Annotated in this window: 14 protein-coding genes; 7 read left to right on the top strand and 7 right to left on the bottom strand. The window is 72.8% G+C overall.

What is annotated here, in order from left to right; translation table 11 throughout:
- Nucleotides 1-16: 16 nt before the first annotated feature.
- Both UK12_RS24090 and UK12_RS24085 read right to left on the bottom strand, forming a co-directional pair.
- On the bottom strand, nucleotides 17-1,303 hold the full coding sequence (locus UK12_RS24090) for an extracellular solute-binding protein (protein WP_197085134.1): 1,287 nt from the start codon (nucleotides 1,301-1,303) through the stop codon (nucleotides 17-19).
- 170 nt (nucleotides 1,304-1,473) lie between these two features.
- Nucleotides 1,474-2,268 (bottom strand): DeoR/GlpR family DNA-binding transcription regulator, encoded by a 795-nt coding sequence (locus tag UK12_RS24085; RefSeq protein WP_045305210.1) that lies wholly within the window; start codon nucleotides 2,266-2,268, stop codon nucleotides 1,474-1,476.
- Between the two features lie 262 nt (nucleotides 2,269-2,530).
- On the opposite strand from UK12_RS24085, the gene UK12_RS24080 reads away from it, so the two are divergent.
- From UK12_RS24080 to UK12_RS24065, 4 genes are all read left to right on the top strand, one after another.
- The gene (locus UK12_RS24080) at nucleotides 2,531-3,451 is read left to right on the top strand and encodes an SIS domain-containing protein (RefSeq protein ID WP_045305209.1); all 921 of its coding nucleotides are present in this window, start codon (nucleotides 2,531-2,533) and stop codon (nucleotides 3,449-3,451) included.
- 266 nt (nucleotides 3,452-3,717) lie between these two features.
- The gene (locus tag UK12_RS24075) at nucleotides 3,718-4,665 is read left to right on the top strand and encodes an ROK family protein (RefSeq protein WP_045305208.1); all 948 of its coding nucleotides are present in this window, start codon (nucleotides 3,718-3,720) and stop codon (nucleotides 4,663-4,665) included.
- Nucleotides 4,662-5,918: an N-acetylglucosamine-6-phosphate deacetylase gene (gene nagA, locus UK12_RS24070; RefSeq protein WP_082119894.1), complete on the top strand. Its 1,257-nt coding sequence runs from the start codon at nucleotides 4,662-4,664 to the stop codon at nucleotides 5,916-5,918. The genes UK12_RS24075 and nagA overlap by 4 nt, the downstream gene beginning before the upstream one ends.
- Before the next feature lie 67 nt (nucleotides 5,919-5,985).
- Nucleotides 5,986-6,864 (top strand): class II fructose-bisphosphate aldolase, encoded by an 879-nt coding sequence (locus tag UK12_RS24065; RefSeq protein WP_045305207.1) that lies wholly within the window; start codon nucleotides 5,986-5,988, stop codon nucleotides 6,862-6,864.
- Here UK12_RS24065 and UK12_RS24060 read toward each other — a convergent pair.
- Both UK12_RS24060 and UK12_RS44800 read right to left on the bottom strand, forming a co-directional pair.
- Nucleotides 6,827-7,765, bottom strand: coding sequence for a hypothetical protein (locus UK12_RS24060; RefSeq protein ID WP_045305206.1), 939 nt, complete (start codon nucleotides 7,763-7,765; stop codon nucleotides 6,827-6,829). The two genes, UK12_RS24065 and UK12_RS24060, sit on opposite strands and share 38 nt — an antisense overlap.
- 114 nt (nucleotides 7,766-7,879) lie before the next feature.
- The gene (locus UK12_RS44800; protein WP_045305205.1) at nucleotides 7,880-9,853 is read right to left on the bottom strand and encodes a GGDEF domain-containing protein; all 1,974 of its coding nucleotides are present in this window, start codon (nucleotides 9,851-9,853) and stop codon (nucleotides 7,880-7,882) included.
- 421 nt (nucleotides 9,854-10,274) lie between these two features.
- Between UK12_RS44800 and UK12_RS24050 the strand changes: the two genes are divergently transcribed.
- Nucleotides 10,275-10,814: a flavin reductase family protein gene (locus tag UK12_RS24050; RefSeq protein ID WP_082119897.1), complete on the top strand. Its 540-nt coding sequence runs from the start codon at nucleotides 10,275-10,277 to the stop codon at nucleotides 10,812-10,814.
- 109 nt (nucleotides 10,815-10,923) lie between these two features.
- Here the strand turns inward: UK12_RS24050 and arfB are convergent, their stop codons facing one another.
- Nucleotides 10,924-11,355, bottom strand: coding sequence for an alternative ribosome rescue aminoacyl-tRNA hydrolase ArfB (arfB, locus tag UK12_RS24045; protein WP_045305203.1), 432 nt, complete (start codon nucleotides 11,353-11,355; stop codon nucleotides 10,924-10,926).
- Between the two features lie 168 nt (nucleotides 11,356-11,523).
- Between arfB and UK12_RS24040 the strand changes: the two genes are divergently transcribed.
- Both UK12_RS24040 and UK12_RS24035 read left to right on the top strand, forming a co-directional pair.
- Nucleotides 11,524-12,012 (top strand): hypothetical protein, encoded by a 489-nt coding sequence (locus UK12_RS24040; RefSeq protein WP_045305227.1) that lies wholly within the window; start codon nucleotides 11,524-11,526, stop codon nucleotides 12,010-12,012.
- A gap of 125 nt (nucleotides 12,013-12,137) precedes the next feature.
- Complete coding sequence (locus UK12_RS24035; RefSeq protein WP_045305202.1) at nucleotides 12,138-12,713, top strand: TerD family protein; 576 nt, start codon at nucleotides 12,138-12,140, stop codon at nucleotides 12,711-12,713.
- Between the two features lie 83 nt (nucleotides 12,714-12,796).
- On the opposite strand, the gene UK12_RS36870 is transcribed toward UK12_RS24035, so the two are convergent.
- The gene (locus tag UK12_RS36870; RefSeq protein ID WP_156178894.1) at nucleotides 12,797-14,188 is read right to left on the bottom strand and encodes a hypothetical protein; all 1,392 of its coding nucleotides are present in this window, start codon (nucleotides 14,186-14,188) and stop codon (nucleotides 12,797-12,799) included.
- Nucleotides 14,189-14,323: 135 nt separating this feature from the next.
- Nucleotides 14,324-14,821, bottom strand: a 498-nt coding sequence (locus tag UK12_RS24025; protein ID WP_231591362.1) for a DUF3180 domain-containing protein, incomplete at its 5' end; no start/stop codon positions are given.

Genomic DNA, 14,821 nt, shown 5'->3' with positions numbered 1-14,821 from the left:
GCCCCAGGGGCCCGTCTCAGTGGTGCGCCTGGGCGGCCGCCTCCGCCGCCGACTTCTGCAGGGTGGCGAGGACCTGGTCGCCGCCGTCGCGCACCGCGCCGCCGATGCTCTTCTTGATCATGGCGCTCACCTTCTCCCAGGACGGGTCGCCGACCGGGTAGAAGCTGGCGCTGGGGAGGGTGGCCAGGAAGCTCTTGAGGTCCTCGCGCATCCCGCTGCCGGTCATCTCGTCGCGGGTGTCCTGGGTGACCGGGAGCAGGTTGTAGATCTCGTCGAACTTGAGGGTGTTCTCCTTCCGGTACACGAAGGAGAGGAACTTCTTGATCTGGGTCCGGTGCCCGTTGGCCTTGAAGGCCATCATCCAGTCCGCGACACCGAGGGTGCCGACCTTGTCCTGGGCGTTCTTGCGCGGAATGGGCGCCGTGCCGTACTCGAGGTCGGCGGCGTTGGCCTTCTGCATCAGCGAGGGATGGCCGTTGAGCATCGCGACCCTGCCGGCCGCGAAGTCGGCGAAGGCCGTCTTGCGGTCGACCGACCCGGGGTCGGGGTAGGTGAGGTGGGCGTCCACCAGGCTGGTGCGCAGCCAGGCGAAGGTGGCCCGGTTCTGCTCGCTGTCGATGCTGTAGTTGCCCGCGCTGTCGGAGAGGCCGCCACCGCCGCTCATGGTCCACATCATCGACTCGGCCTGGGCCTCCTCGGGGCCGAGCGGCAGGGCGTACGGCAGGACGCCGGGCACCCTGCTGTGGATCTGCACGGCGTCCTTGCGCAAGTCCTCCCAGGTGGCCGGGGGTTGGGTGATGCCGGCCTTGGCGAAGATGTCCTTGTTGTAGAAGAAGGCCCGGGTGGAGGCCGCGAAGGGGATGCCGTACTGGCTGCCGACGACCTGCCCGGCCTTGGCGAAGGCGTCGATCAGATTGGCCTGGGTGTCGATCGAGAGCACGTCGCCGACGGGGTAGAGCCGCCCGGCGGCGACCTGGTCGGCGAAGCCGCCGGTCTCGACGAGGTCGGGCGTGTCGCCCTTGGCGATCAGCTCCGCGACCCGGTCGTCGATGTCGTTCCAGTCGACCACCTCGACCGAGACCTTGATCGACGGGTCGGCGCTCTCGAACCGCCGGACCAGCTCGTCCCAGTAGTGGCTGGAGCTGGTCGCCTCGCTGTCCCCGTAGTCGGCGGCGACCAGCTTGAGGGTGACCGTGCCACCGGCCGGGGAGAGCAGGGTCCCGCAGCCGCTGCTCACCAGTACGGCGGCGAGCGCCGCGGCCAGGGCCGACCGGCGGCGGGACTTCCGGGCAGGGGTGTTCAACGGGGATACCGCCTTCGGGTGGGGAGGGCGGCCACACTGTCAGCGCCCTGACGTGGCGGTCCAGACCTACTGGCGGGTATTTATCGAGGTGCGCCGCCGCGTTGCAGTCCGTGCAACCGCGGTCCGGCGAATCGGGACGGAATCCCCGTTCCCGGCTGCCTCCGGAGTTGTCAGACCGCGATCACCCGGACACCGGCCTCGGTGAAGGCGGCGGTGAGTTCGGGACTGATGCCCTCGTCGGTGACCAGGGTGCCGATCCGGTCGACACCGCAGATCCGGGCGAAGGCCCGGTGGCCCAGCTTGGAGGAGTCGGCGGCCACCACGACCCGGCGGGCCCGTTCGGCGAGCAGCCGGTTGACGCTGGCCTCGCCCTCGTGGTGGGCGGTCGCACCGTGCTCGGCATCCAACGCGTCCACGCCCAACACCGTGACGTCCAGGGTGAGTTCACCCAGCACCAGTCCGGCCAGCGGGCCGATCAGCTCGTACGACTGGGGGCGGGCGACGCCGCCGGTCAGCACGATCTTCACCTGCGGACGGACCGTCAGCTCGTTGGCGATGTTCAGGGCGTTGGTGACGATGGTGACGCTCTGCCCGGGGCCGCTCTCCGGCCGTTCGGCCAGATCGGGGCGGACGGCCAGCGCGCGGGCCACCTCGGTGGTGGTGGTGCCGCCGTTGAGGCCGACCACCTCGCCGACCGCGATCAGGTCGGCCACGGCGGCGCCGATCCGCTGCTTGGCGTCGGCGTTCCTGGCGGTCTTGTAGCGCAGCGGCAGGTCGTAGGAGACGTTGTGCGCCACCGCGCCGCCCCGGGTGCGGGTGACCATCTGCTGGCGGGCGAGCTGGTCGAGGTCGCGCCGGATGGTGGCGGCGGAGACGTCGAGCGCCTCGGCGGCCTCCTCGACCTCCAGCTTGCCGTGCTCGGCAAGCAGTTCCAGCAGGGCGTTCCACCGCTCGTACCTGGACACGCTGGGCCGCCCCTCCTGTACCGGTCCTGTACCGACGTCGCGACTGCCTCGCGCGGGTGCGCGAAGCCTGGACAGCTTTGCACACCGCAGCCGGTCCGAGCGTTGTCCGAGGCCCGCCACGAACCGGGTACCACGCCTTAGCGTTGCGCAATCGTGCTCGAAACGGCTATAAATCAATCAGCTTCACGCATTCACGATCGGCGGGCCGGCCCGTCGGCGTACCTGCAGCAATGGACCTGAGCACTCCGAGGAGCTCGCACCCATGGCTTTGACTTCCCTGACCGGCGAGGAGCTCGCCACCCAGCCCGCGAACTGGCGCCGCGCCGCGACACTCGCCGCCGAGGCGTCCCTCGCCCTGCCGCAGCGCGGCGAGCGGGTGGCGGTGATCGGCTGCGGCACCTCCTGGTTCATGGCCCAGGCGTACGCCGCCCTGCGGGAGGCCGGCGGGCACGGTGAGACGGACGCCCTCGCGGCCTCCGAGTTTCCGCCCGGCCGCGGCTACGACCGGATCCTGGCGATCAGCCGCTCGGGCACCACCACCGAGGTGCTCGACGTACTCGGCCGGGCCAAGGCGCCGACCTCGGCGATCACCGGCGACCCGGACACCCCGATCGCCGGGGCCGCCGACCAGCTGCTGGTCCTGGACTTCGCCGACGAGCGCTCGGTGGTGCAGACCCGCTTCGCCACCACGGCACTCGCCCTGCTGCGCGCCCACCTGGAGCTGGAGGGCGCGCTCCCGGCGGGTGTCCCGAGCGTGCCGCAGGCCGCCGCCGACGCCGATCGGGCCCTCGCCGAGCCGCTGCCCGAGGGGCTGCTCGCCGCCGAACAGATCACCTTCCTCGGCCGGGGCTGGACGTACGGCCTCGCTCAGGAGGCCGGGCTCAAGATGCGCGAGGCGGCCGGCGCCTGGACCGAGGCGTACCCGGCGATGGAGTACCGGCACGGGCCGATCAGCATCGCCGCCCCGGGACGGGCGGTCTGGGCCTTCGGCGAGCTGCCACCGGGGCTGGCGGCGGACGTCGCCCGCACCGGCGCGCTGCTGGTGGCCGGCTCCGGCGCCGGCGGTCTCGACCCGCTGGCCGACCTGGTCAGGGCGCAGCGGCTGGCCGTGGCGCTGGCCGAGGCCCGCGGCCTGAACCCCGACGAGCCGCGCAGCCTCACCCGCTCGGTCGTCCTGGCCTAGCCCGCCCATCGGCCCCGACCGGCCCCGACCGGCCCCGACGGGTCCCGCCAGGAACGGCGGGAGGCCCCGTACCCGCCCCATCGCCCGGTTCCCCCACTGCCCAACGTTTGCCCGCACCAGCGCGGTGCAACAGGAAGGAAGGTTGCCCACGGTTCCGGAGAGCACCCGGTGCACCTCCGATGGCGACAAAGCTCACCCCCGTTGGACCAGACCAATCCGGCAACTGGACTAGACCTCTTCGACCTGGCCAAGGGACACTGTCACCCGTGAAGCACGTCATCGCACTCGATGTAGGCGGCACCGGCATGAAGGCCGCGCTACTCGCCCAGGACGGCTCCGTGCTGTTCGAAGCACGCCGCCCGACCGGGCGGGAGCGCGGCACCGACGCCGTGGTCGCCGCCGTCCTCGGCTTCGCCGCCGACCTGGCCGACGAGGGCCGCAGCCGTTTCGGCTGCCCGCCGCTCGCCGCAGGCGTCGCCGTGCCGGGGACGATCGACGAGAAGAACGGGATCGCGGTCTTCTCCGCCAACCTCGGCTGGCGGGACCTGCCGATGCGCAAGCTGCTCGGCGAGCGCCTCGGCGGCCCGGACGGCACCGCCGTACCGATCGCCCTCGGTCACGACGTCCGCTCCGGCGGACTGGCCGAGGGGCGGCTCGGCGCGGGCCGCGGCGTGGACCGCTTCCTGTTCATCGCGCTCGGCACCGGCATCGCCGGAGCCATCGGCATCGGGGGACGGATCGAAGCGGGCGCCCACGGCTACGGCGGCGAGATCGGCCATGTCGTGGTCCGGCCCGGTGGCCCGGCCTGCGGCTGCGGAGCCCGTGGCTGCCTGGAGACCCTGGCGTCGGCCTCGGCCGTCTCCCGGGCCTGGGCCGAGCGCTCCGGCGACCCGGCCGCCGACGCGGCTGCCTGCGCGGTCGCCGTCGACGCCGGGGACAAGCGAGCGATCGAGGTCTGGCAGAACGCCGTGGACGCCCTCGCGGACGGGATCGTGCTGGCCCAGAGCCTGCTCGACCCCGCCACCGTGATCGTCGGCGGCGGACTGGCCGAGGCCGGTGACACCCTCTTCACGCCCCTACGCGCGGCGGTTGCCGAGCGGCTGACCTTCCAGATGCCCCCGAAGGTCGTACCGGCCATGCTCAAAGACACCGCCGCGTCCCTGGGCGCGGGCCTGCTCGCCTGGGATCTGCTCTCCATGGAGGTGACCGCGTGACGACCGCGCGGAATCAATCAGCGTCCCCCGGCCTTCGGGCGGGAGGTGCCCCCGTCGCCACTGGTACGGCGCTCTCCGGCGCCCGGCTGGTGCTGCCGGGCGGTGTCGTCGAGCACGGCCGGCTGACCGTCGAGGGCTCGCGCATCGCGACGGTGACGAGCGGCGCGCCCCGCACGGGCGGAGGCGGTGGCGGCGAGCCGGGCGACCTCGACCTGACCGGTCACACCGTCGTCCCGGGCTTCGTCGACCTGCACGTGCACGGCGGCGGCGGTGCCTCGTACGCCTCCGGGGTGGCCGAGGAGGCCCTCAAGGTCGCCCGTACGCACCTGGAACACGGCACCACCACCACGATGGCCTCCACCGTGACCGGTGAGATCGACGAGCTCTGCCACCAGGCGGCCGTCCTCTCCGAACTGGTCGAGGACGGCGTGCTGGCGGGCATCCACTTCGAGGGCCCGTTCATCTCGCCCGGCCGGTGCGGCGCCCACCGCCCCGACCTGCTGCGCGACCCGGACCCGGCGCTGGTGCGCAAGCTGGCGGACGCCGCGCGCGGCCACGCCAGGATGTTCACCCTCGCACCGGAGCTGCCGGGCGGCCTGGAGTCCGTCCGGATGCTCGCCGACCTCGGCATCATCGCGGCCGTCGGCCACACCGACTCCGACTACGCCAAGACGCTGGAGGCGGTGGACGCCGGCGCCACCGTCGCCACCCACCTGTTCAACGCGATGCCGGGCATCCAGCACCGCGCCCCGGGACCGATCGTCGCCCTCCTGGAGGACGAGCGGGTCACCGTCGAGCTGATCAACGACGGCGTCCACCTGCACCCCTCGGTGCTGGACCTCGCGTACGGCACGGCGGGCCCGGACCGGGTCGCACTGATCACCGACGCGATGGGCGCGGCCGGGATGGGCGACGGGCTCTACCCGCTCGGCCCGCTCCAGGTCCGGGTCGAGAACGGGGTCGCCCGCCTGGTCGAGGGCGGCTCCATCGCGGGCTCCACCCTCACCCTGGACGTCGCCTTCAAGCGCTCCGTCACCGTCAACGGCCTGAGCCTCGGCCAGGCCGTGCAGTCCCTGTCCACCGTCCCGGCACGGCTGCTCGGCCTGTCGGACTCCATCGGCTCCCTGGAGGCAGGCAAGAACGCCGACCTCGTCGTCCTCGACTCCGACAGCTACGAGCTCGTCGCGGTGATGCGCCGCGGCGAGTGGATCGTCGGCGCGGACCGCCTGCACACGGTCGCCCACGCGGCCTGAGCCCTCCCGTCCCACCGGGGGTGAGTAGCGGCGCTGCGCCCCGCTACTCACCTTCCGGGGGACACCCATGCCTCTTGCCCGTACCGCCGAGCTGCTCGCCGCCGCCGTGTCCGCACGCCGCGGCCTGCCCGCCTTCAACGTGATCACCCTGGAGCACGCCGAGGCGATCGCCGCCGGGGCCGAACGCGCCGCCGCCCCGGCCGTGCTGCAGATCAGTCAGAACGCCGTCGCCTTCCACGGCGGCCGGCTGCTGCCGCTGGCCCGGGCCTGCGCCGAGATCGCCGCCGCCGCCCGGGTACCGCTCGCGCTCCACCTCGACCACGTCGAGGACGTCGAACTGCTCCGCGCGGCACCCGCCGGCGGGTTCTCCTCGGCCATGTTCGACGCCTCCGCCCTCCCGCACGCCGAGAACGTCAAGGCCACCGCCGAGGCCGCCGCCTGGGCCCACCGGCACGGCCTGCACCTGGAGGCCGAGTTGGGCCGGGTCGGCGGCAAGGACGGCGAGCCGCCGCTCTCCCCGCATGCCCCCGGCGCCCGCACCGACCCCCGCGAGGCGGCCGACTACGTCGCCGACACCGGGGTGGACGCCCTCGCGGTGGCGGTCGGAAGTTCACACGCGATGACCACCCGGACGGCCGCACTCGACCACGACCTGATCCGCCGTCTGGCTGACGCCGTGCCCGTCCCGCTGGTGCTGCACGGCAGTTCCGGCGTACCGGACGAGCAGCTGTCGGCGGGCATCGCGGCCGGCCTGGTGAAGATCAACATCGGCACGGCGCTCAACACCGCCTTCACCCCGGCCGTCCGTCGCCACCTGGCCGATGACGACCGGGTCACCGACCCGCGCAAGTACCTCGCCCCGGCCCGCACCGCGATGGCCGAGGCGGTGGCCCACCTGGCGGGGGTGGTCACTTCTTCGGATACTCGCCGACCGACCTCGGTGTGATCGCCACCTGATCGACCGCGATGTTGACCCCGTCCGGGACCGACACCGCGAAGGTGGTGGGCCCGGCCTGCAGGTCAGGCCATATGTTGCTGGTGGTCCAGGCCTGGTCGGGATCGCTGGAGTGGGTGTAGTTCTTCAGGTTCATCAAACCCCCGGCGAATTTCTCGCCGTTGATCGTCACGGTCGCCGGAACATCGGCGCCCGGGTTGTTGTAGTGCAGCCAGAACTTGTACGGGCCCGCTGTCTGGACCGAGATCGTCCACACAATGGTCGAGCCCGCACCACCCTGGAGCGTGCGGTAACTTCCGTCCGCCGAAATGGCGTTCTTGATGCCGTTGCCTGAAGGAGCACTCCCCTGCAGCTTGGACGCATCCGCGGTCGTATCGGTGGACGGCGGCGGCACCGAGGGCGCGGCCGACGAGGCACCGGCACTCGGGCTCGCACTCTGACCGGCCGGTGCGCTGTGGCTGTTGGCCGGCTTGGCGCCGTCGTTGGACTTGCCCGCGTCGCCACCGGACAGCGCGATCCCGCCACCGATCGCGACGGCGGCGATCACGGCCACCACGCCGATCACCGCGGCCTTGCCGCGCCCGCCCGAGGACCGCTCCTCGCCCGGCTGCGGCCGGGAGTGCTCGGCGTAGCGGTTCGGCTGCTGCTGCTGCGGAACCTGCTGGGTCGGCGACGTCGGCGGCTGCTGCCCGTACGGCGGGCGCGGCTGCTGGCCGTACTGGGCCCGGCCGACCTCCATCGGGCGCGCGTACGACGTACGCGGCTGCCCCGGTACCGGGGTCGTGTCGGGTACCGATTCGCCCTCCGCCGGGCGGTAGAGGTAGGCGAACGGGTCGTCCTTGGCCGCGCTCTCGGGCGCGCCGTTGCTGCCGTCCGTGGTCACGGTGGTCAACTCCCCATCGCAGCGCGCCGCACGGCAGCTCGCCGTACGGGCCAGTGGTGACGGTCGTACCCGCGAACCCTACCTTCCGGAGCTGACCGCAGGGAAAGGCGCCCTGAGCTGCGCTCAGCCCGCACGCCGATGCGACCGCTCTCCGCGCGCGCCCCGCACCGCGCCTCCACGCGCCCGTTTCTCGTCATACATCCGCTCATCGGCGGCATGCAGGACTTCCTCGATGCTCATTCCGCAGCCCGCCCAGCCGATCCCCAGGCTGACGCCGACCCGGGTGGTGCGGTTGTCGATCCGCATCGGCGGCACGATCGCGTTGCGCAGCCGCCCGGCGAGGTCCTTGGCCTCCTCGCGGCCGATCCCGTCGGCCAGCACCACGAACTCGTCCCCGCCCAGCCGGGCCACCGTGTCGCCCTCGCGCACGGCCTGTTGCAGCCGCCTGGCCACCTCGATCAGGACCGCGTCGCCCGCCTTGTGACCGAACCGGTCGTTGATCGACTTGAAGCCGTCCAGGTCGCAGAAGAGCACCGCGAGCCCCTTCTCGACCCCGCCGCCCCGGAACCCCCCGCTCCACAACTCGCCGCCACCGGAACCCTCGGACGGCACCACGGCGTGCACGTGGTCCGGCGGGGTCTCCTCCCGGCCGGCCAGCGGGCGCCCGGCGGCGAAGTCCTCGCGGTCCCGCTCCAGCGAACGCGAGTCGGCGCCCGGACCGGAGCCGTCAGGCGCGCCGTAACCGTGCGTCAGCGTGGCCGGGACGCCCGGCCCGTCATAGGCGCTGTGCCCGCCGCACGAGACGCTCTGGGCGGCGTACGCGGGCTCCGTGTGCGGCGTCCCGAGTGGATCCGCGTAGCCGGGCTCGGCGCGGGACTGGTCGGCGTAGGCCGAGTCGGCGTACGCGGGATCGGGGTACCCGGGCGGAGGGTAGCCCGGCGGGACGTAACCGGGCGGGGAGAAGCCGATCTCGGGGTGGGCCGCGGCGTGCCCGGCCGGACCCGGCAACTGCGGCTGGTCGCACAGCCGGCGGCCGAGTCTGGCCCGCAGCTCGGCGCTGTTCGGCAGGCCGGTGAGCGCGTCGTGGCTGGCCCGGTGGGCGAGTTGGAGCTCGTGCCGCTTGCGGTCCTCGATGTCCTCGACGTGGGTGAGCAGGAAGCTCGGCCCCTCGGCGGCGTCGGTCACCACGGAGTTGCGCAGACAGACCCACTGGTAGCCGCCGTCCCGCCGGGAGAGCCGCAGTTCGGCCCGGCCGCCGTCGGCACTGGTGCGGTGCAGCAGCGCCAGGTCGTCGGGGTGCACCAGATCGGCGAAGCGCTGCTGGCGCAGGGTGGCCCGGGGACGGCCGAGCAGCCGGCACAGCGCGTCGTTGACCCGGCTCAACTGGCCCCGCCCGGCACCGTGCAGCTCGGTGATGGCCATCCCGCTCGGGGCGAACTCGAAAGCCTGCCGGAAGCTCTCCTCGCTGGCCCGCAGCGCCTGCTGCTCCTTCTCGAGACGGGCCAGCGCACGCTGCATCTCCGCGCGTAGCCTGGCGTTGCCGATGGCGATGGACGCCTGCAGGGAGAACATCTCCAGGGCCTCGCGGGTCCACGCACCGGGGCGCTTCCCGCTGCGCGGACGGTCCACCGAGAGGACGCCCAGCAGGTCGCCGCCCGCGCTGTACATCGGGGCGAGCAGGGCGTCGGCGGGATGCCAGTCGTTGGCGTACACCGGCAGCGGACCGTCGCCCGTCCAGCGCGGGATGTCGGGACCGATCGCCCAGCCCCGGTCGTGCGGCAGGAAACGCAGCGTGCCCCAGTGGTCGCTGACCCCCAGCAGCCGGTCCCAGGACTCCCGGGAGCCGACCTGGCCCAGCAGCACGGCGGGCCCGCCGAAGGCGCTCTCCTCGATCTCCCAGACCGCGGCCACCACCAGATCGCCGTCCGGCCGGACCAGACTGACCGCAGCCGCGTCGAACCCGAGTCCGTGCACCGCGCCCTCGACCACGGCCTGCAGGGTGCCTGCCAGGCTGCGGGCAGCGTTGAGGTCCGCCACGACCCGGTGCAAGGTGCGGAGGGTCGCCAGGCGGACGTACGGCTCCGACTCGGCTTCCATGCGGGGGCTCCCCGGCTGCTTCGGATAGTTCTTGATTGGTTATGGTCCGATTGCCAGAAGAACTGAATCACAGCGAGCACTGCGATCGGCACGCTCGGTCAACAATAGGCCGTCACTTGTGACTCAAATCACACAATCCTTATGCGTACATACGTAGTTCATCTGCCTGATACCGAGACGTTCCCGGACAATCACGACTATTGGGTGGTCGGCGACCGGGCGTTGCTGCTGAAGGCCCATGACGGCCGGGAGACGCTCGACGATCACCCCTGCGGGTGAGCAGGCCCGGAAGTCCCGCGTCGGCCGAGGCCGGACCGGACCGGACCCTCGATCGGAACCCGCAATCGGTCTCCGGTCCCGAACCGGTCCTACGACCAGGGCCCGATGCCGCCCACCCGTCGCGCCGACTACCGTGCGGTACGTGTACAGCTCCCCACGGCCCGCCTCCGCCGCCCCGACCGCCAGCGCCGACGAGTTCCGGTCCGCGCTGGCCCAGCTCGCCGCCGGCGTCACCCTGGTGACCGCCCACGACCCCGAAGGCGGGGCCGACGGCGAGGACGCCGGAATGACCGCGACCTCGTTCCTCTCGGTCTCGCTGGAGCCGCCACTGGTGCTCGTCTCGGTGCGCGAGGACTCCCGGATGGACGAGCTGCTCTCCCGGGTGGACACCTGGGCCGTGTCACTGCTCGGCGAGGAGCACCGGACGACCGCCTCGCGCTTCGCCATGAAGGGCCGCCTCGGCGACCGCCTGCTCTTCGCCGACACCCCGCACCACCGCGGCGAGTTCGTGGACGCGCCACTGATCGACGGCGCACTCGCCACGGTCGAGTGCCGCACCGAGCAGCGGGTCAGCGCCGGCGACCACACCCTGCTGATCGGCCGGGTACTGGCCGCCCGGGTGCCGAGCCCGGACAGCCGGCCGCTGCTCTACTTCCGCGGCGGCTACCGCAGACTCGCCTGATCGCCTCGGCGCTGTCGGCGCTGTCGGCGGCACCGCACCCCCACCCGGCGCCAACCGCAGCCACCAGACCTGAGCGGCCACCAACTCAGGCGGCCCGCACGGACTTTGCTCAGTACTCCGACGGCCGGCCGCGCCCCTGCTTCAACTCCGACCGGTGCCGCTTGTTCTGCAGCCGCCGCTCGACCATCCCCCGGCTCGGCTTGGTCGCCCGCCGGGCCTTCGGCGGCGGGGCCGTGGCCTCCCCCAGCAGCGAGGCCAGCCGGGCCGCCGCGACCTCGCGGTTGCGCCACTGCGAACGGTGCTCGGAGGCGCGGACGACCAGCACCCGGCCGTCCACCAGCCGGCCGGCCAGCCGCTCCAGCGCCCGCTCCTTCCACACCGGCGGCAGGGCGTCCGAAGCCGCCAGGTCGTACCGCAGCTCGACCTGGGTGTCGGAGGTGTTGACGTGCTGGCCACCAGGGCCGGACGAACGCGAGAAGCGCCAGACGAGCTCGGCGTCCGGGACGACCACCGACCCCCGTACGCGGATGGGCTCAGGCATGCCCCCATCATCCCGCCCCGCCACGCCCCGGTCACCCGGTTATCCACCCGTCGACTGGGCGCCTTCTCGCTTTGTCGGCTTCTCCACTTGTCCACAGCTGTGGACAACCGTCGCCGATCCGCCGCCGCCCGCCCGATGCCCCGCGCCGCATGCCGGACAATGGCCTACGTGATCGAGCTCGACTACTCCCTCTCCGACCGCTTTCCCGACCCTCCGCAGACCGACTACCGCAGCGCCTCGGTGCGCAGCCTGCGGTACGACCTGTTCTGCGGCGACATCTTCCTGGAGGCGGACGGCCAGGACTTGTCCACAGCCTGGGGATGGGTGCCGGTGCTCGACTTCGCCTGGGCGCTCTGCGACTCCGTCGAGGAACTGGACCTCGATGTGCGCGGCAGCCGCGCCGCCGCCGTGCAGACCTTCGACCTGGACTTCACCCAGAACACCGAACTGCTGCGGTTCGCCCGCCGTTTCGGCCTGGTGGAGATCAGCGCGACCTGGCGGCGGGACACCCCGCCCGCCGTGGTCCGCCACGCCGAACTGCGCCGGGAGGCACGGGACTTCCTGCAGGACGTGATCGCCGATCTGACCGAGCTGCACGAGGGTCTGGGCGACAACCCGAATATCTGGTCGCTGCTGGGGAAGTTTCCCCGGGTCTGACCGGCCCCCTGCTCCGCGCTCGGCGTCGGCGGCCGTGACAGCAGATCGATCCGGCCCGGCTGGAACCATGCCCGGCCCCTTTAACGTTCTTTGCCTACAAGAGCAACGAAGGGACACCACACACCATGCCAGTCAGCCTCTCCAAGGGTGGCAACGTCTCGCTGACCAAGGAGGCCCCTGGTCTGACCGCGGTCACCGTCGGCCTCGGCTGGGACGTCCGGACCACCACGGGCACCGAGTTCGACCTGGACGCCAGCGCGATCGTGCTGAACGCGGACGGCAAGGTGCTGTCCAACGGCCACTTCGTCTTCTTCAACAACACCAGCGCCCCCGACGGCACCGTGGTGCACACCGGTGACAACCGCACCGGTGAGGGCGACGGCGACGACGAGCAGATCAAGGTCAACCTGGCCGGTCTGCCCGCCGAGGCCATCAAGATCGTCTTCCCGGTCTCGATCTACGACGCGGTGGCCCGCAGCCAGAACTTCGGCCAGGTCCGCAACGCCTACATCCGCGTGCTCAACGCGGCCGGCGGCGCCGAGATCGCCCGCTACGACCTCTCCGAGGACGCCGCCACCGAGACCGCCATGATCTTCGGCGAGCTCTACCGCAACGGCACCGAGTGGAAGTTCCGCGCGATCGGCCAGGGCTACGCCTCCGGCCTCGCGGGCATCGCCCAGGACTTCGGCGTCGCGATCTGACGCGCCGTACCCAGAACGGACGCCCGGCCCCCTGCGAAAGGGGGCCGGGCGTCCGTCGTACGTACTGCCGTTCGCTGCCGGTGCTACCGCTGCCGGCCCTGGTCGGCACGGAGCTCGGGGAGCTCCAGGTACTCGGTCTCGTCGTGCGGCGTCAGGTCGACCACCTCGGGGCGGGCGTGGTCGGGACGGCCCTCCGGCTCCCGCACGTCCTGCCCGGCGGTCTCGGCAGCCGCCTCACCCGCCCCGGGGACGGCGTACCGGGCGCTCTCGGCCACCGCCTCGTCCCCGACCACGTCGGCCAGATCCGCCAGCTCGGCCCGCTCGCCGAGCTCCGCCACGCCGCCCGCGGCGGACACCGGAGCGGCCGGACGAACGGCACCGGGACGTCCGAAGAAGCTGAATCCCGCGGAGCGGCCCGCCCCCTGCGGACGCGGTCGCTGCCGAACGGCCGGAACGGCCGCACCGGCCTGCGCAGCCGTCCCCGCCGCCCCGAGCGCACGCGGCAGGACGGCACCTCCGAGAACCCGCGGCTGCGGCATCACCGGCTCGGGCCCACCCGGCTGCGGCACGGCCGGCGCCGGGCGAACGGGCCCGGGCACGACGGGAGCGGCGGGCTTGGCAGCCGCGGACACGGACACGGCCGACGTGCCGGACGCGGCAGCCGGAGCAAGCCGAGCTTCGAGCCCCGTCGGCACCGGAACAACCGCCGCACCGGGCCCGGCAGGCGCTGCCGGGAGAGCGGGCACGGTCGGCGCCACCGCCGCTGCCGGGACCAGACGCGCAGCACCCGTCGCCGTACCCGGGGCGGTAGCAGCCTCCGCAGCCGCCTCCCTCGCCGAGCTCGCCCCGGCTGCCCCGGCTGCCGAGGCCGGAACGGCCTGCGCCTTGGGCCGCAGGGCCAGCTGGGCCCGCGCGGAGCCGTCCCGGCGCGCCTCGGCCCGTTCGGCCTCGCACTCCAGGTGCCGCAGTACGGCCGCCGCGCGGACGAACGCCGCCGGACTGGCCGGGTACTTGGGCACGGTCGCGGCATGCGCCAGCCGGGCCGCCTCCGCCTCCTTCAGGGCCTGCTCGGCGACGGCGACGGCACGCTCGCGGAGGAGCCGGGCGATCTCCGTCTCGGCCTTGGCCAGCCGGGCCTTCTCGGCGGTGAGGCGGCGTCCGAAGCGGGTGGCCCGCTCCTCGGCGACCTCGGCCGCGTACTCGGCCTCGGCGAGCTGCTCCTCGTGGCGCTCCTCGGCCACCAGGCGGCGGTTCGCGGCGACCTCGGCGGCCTGCTTGGCGGCCCGGTCCCGCTGGCGCAGCAGGACCGCCATGCCGACGGCGCCGAACACCGCCGCTACACCGACCGATCGCACCAGTGGTTCATCGGGACTGACCACCAGCGCGACCAGCGCGGCGACGACCAGGGCACCTGCTGCGATCGGAGGTACAGCCCGGCCGAGGACGGAGGATTGACGGTGGCGTCCGCGTGACATGCCAAAGAAACTAGCGTGCGAATCGGGGCGCTGTCAGCCGCGACACCCTTTCGGGTCTTGACAGCGCGCCGAAACCACATCAGGTACCCGAACCATCACCTGACGTCACGGCAGCTCCGTCCGGCCGGGCCCCGCTCAACGGGGTGAGGCGGCCGGACCGGACGGGTCGTCGTGGTCCTCGGGGAGCCTGCAGACGTGCTGCAGCCACAGCGCGGCGGCGATCACACCGGCGCCCGCCAGTACCGCGAAGCCGGCCGTCACGGCCTGCTGCTTGCGGGCGGTGATGTCCAGCAGGCTGAGCAGGTAGACGCCGACACCGCCGTAGATGCCCGTCACCACGGCCGAGACCAGGGCGCTCGCCTGGCCCAGGACCACCGCCCGGGCCGCGCCCAGCGGATCCACTCCCTTGGCACCCGGTTGCCGTTCCCGTACGGCCTTGAGTCTGGCCCGGAGCGAGATCGCGGTGGCGAGCAGGACCACGGCGACCGCTGCCAGCACGATCGGAGCGGCCGTGGGCACACCGGGCAGCTGGCCGAAGGAGTCCCAGAGTTTGGCACCTGCCCAGGAGAGCACCGCCGCCACGATGGCGATACCCAGGAGCAGGCGGAGGCGGAGCGGCTTCACTCGGACGGA

This window comes from Saccharothrix sp. ST-888, from assembly GCF_000955975.1.
Classification (GTDB): Bacteria; Actinomycetota; Actinomycetes; order Streptomycetales; family Streptomycetaceae; genus Kitasatospora.
Note: the sequence above shows the minus strand (reverse complement) of the source record. Positions and strands in the feature narration are given on the sequence as shown.

Excerpts from the sequence above, each read along its gene's own strand:
- UK12_RS24080 (WP_045305209.1), top strand. The coding sequence starts at position 2,531 with ATGGCTTTGACTTCCCTGACCGGCGAGGAGCTCGCCACCCAGCCCGCG.
- UK12_RS24065 (WP_045305207.1), top strand. The coding sequence starts at position 5,986 with ATGCCTCTTGCCCGTACCGCCGAGCTGCTCGCCGCCGCCGTGTCCGCA.
- UK12_RS44800 (WP_045305205.1), bottom strand. The coding sequence starts at position 9,853 with ATGGAAGCCGAGTCGGAGCCGTACGTCCGCCTGGCGACCCTCCGCACC.
- arfB (WP_045305203.1), bottom strand. The coding sequence starts at position 11,355 with ATGCCTGAGCCCATCCGCGTACGGGGGTCGGTGGTCGTCCCGGACGCC.
- UK12_RS24035 (WP_045305202.1), top strand. The coding sequence starts at position 12,138 with ATGCCAGTCAGCCTCTCCAAGGGTGGCAACGTCTCGCTGACCAAGGAG.
- UK12_RS36870 (WP_156178894.1), bottom strand. The coding sequence starts at position 14,188 with ATGTCACGCGGACGCCACCGTCAATCCTCCGTCCTCGGCCGGGCTGTA.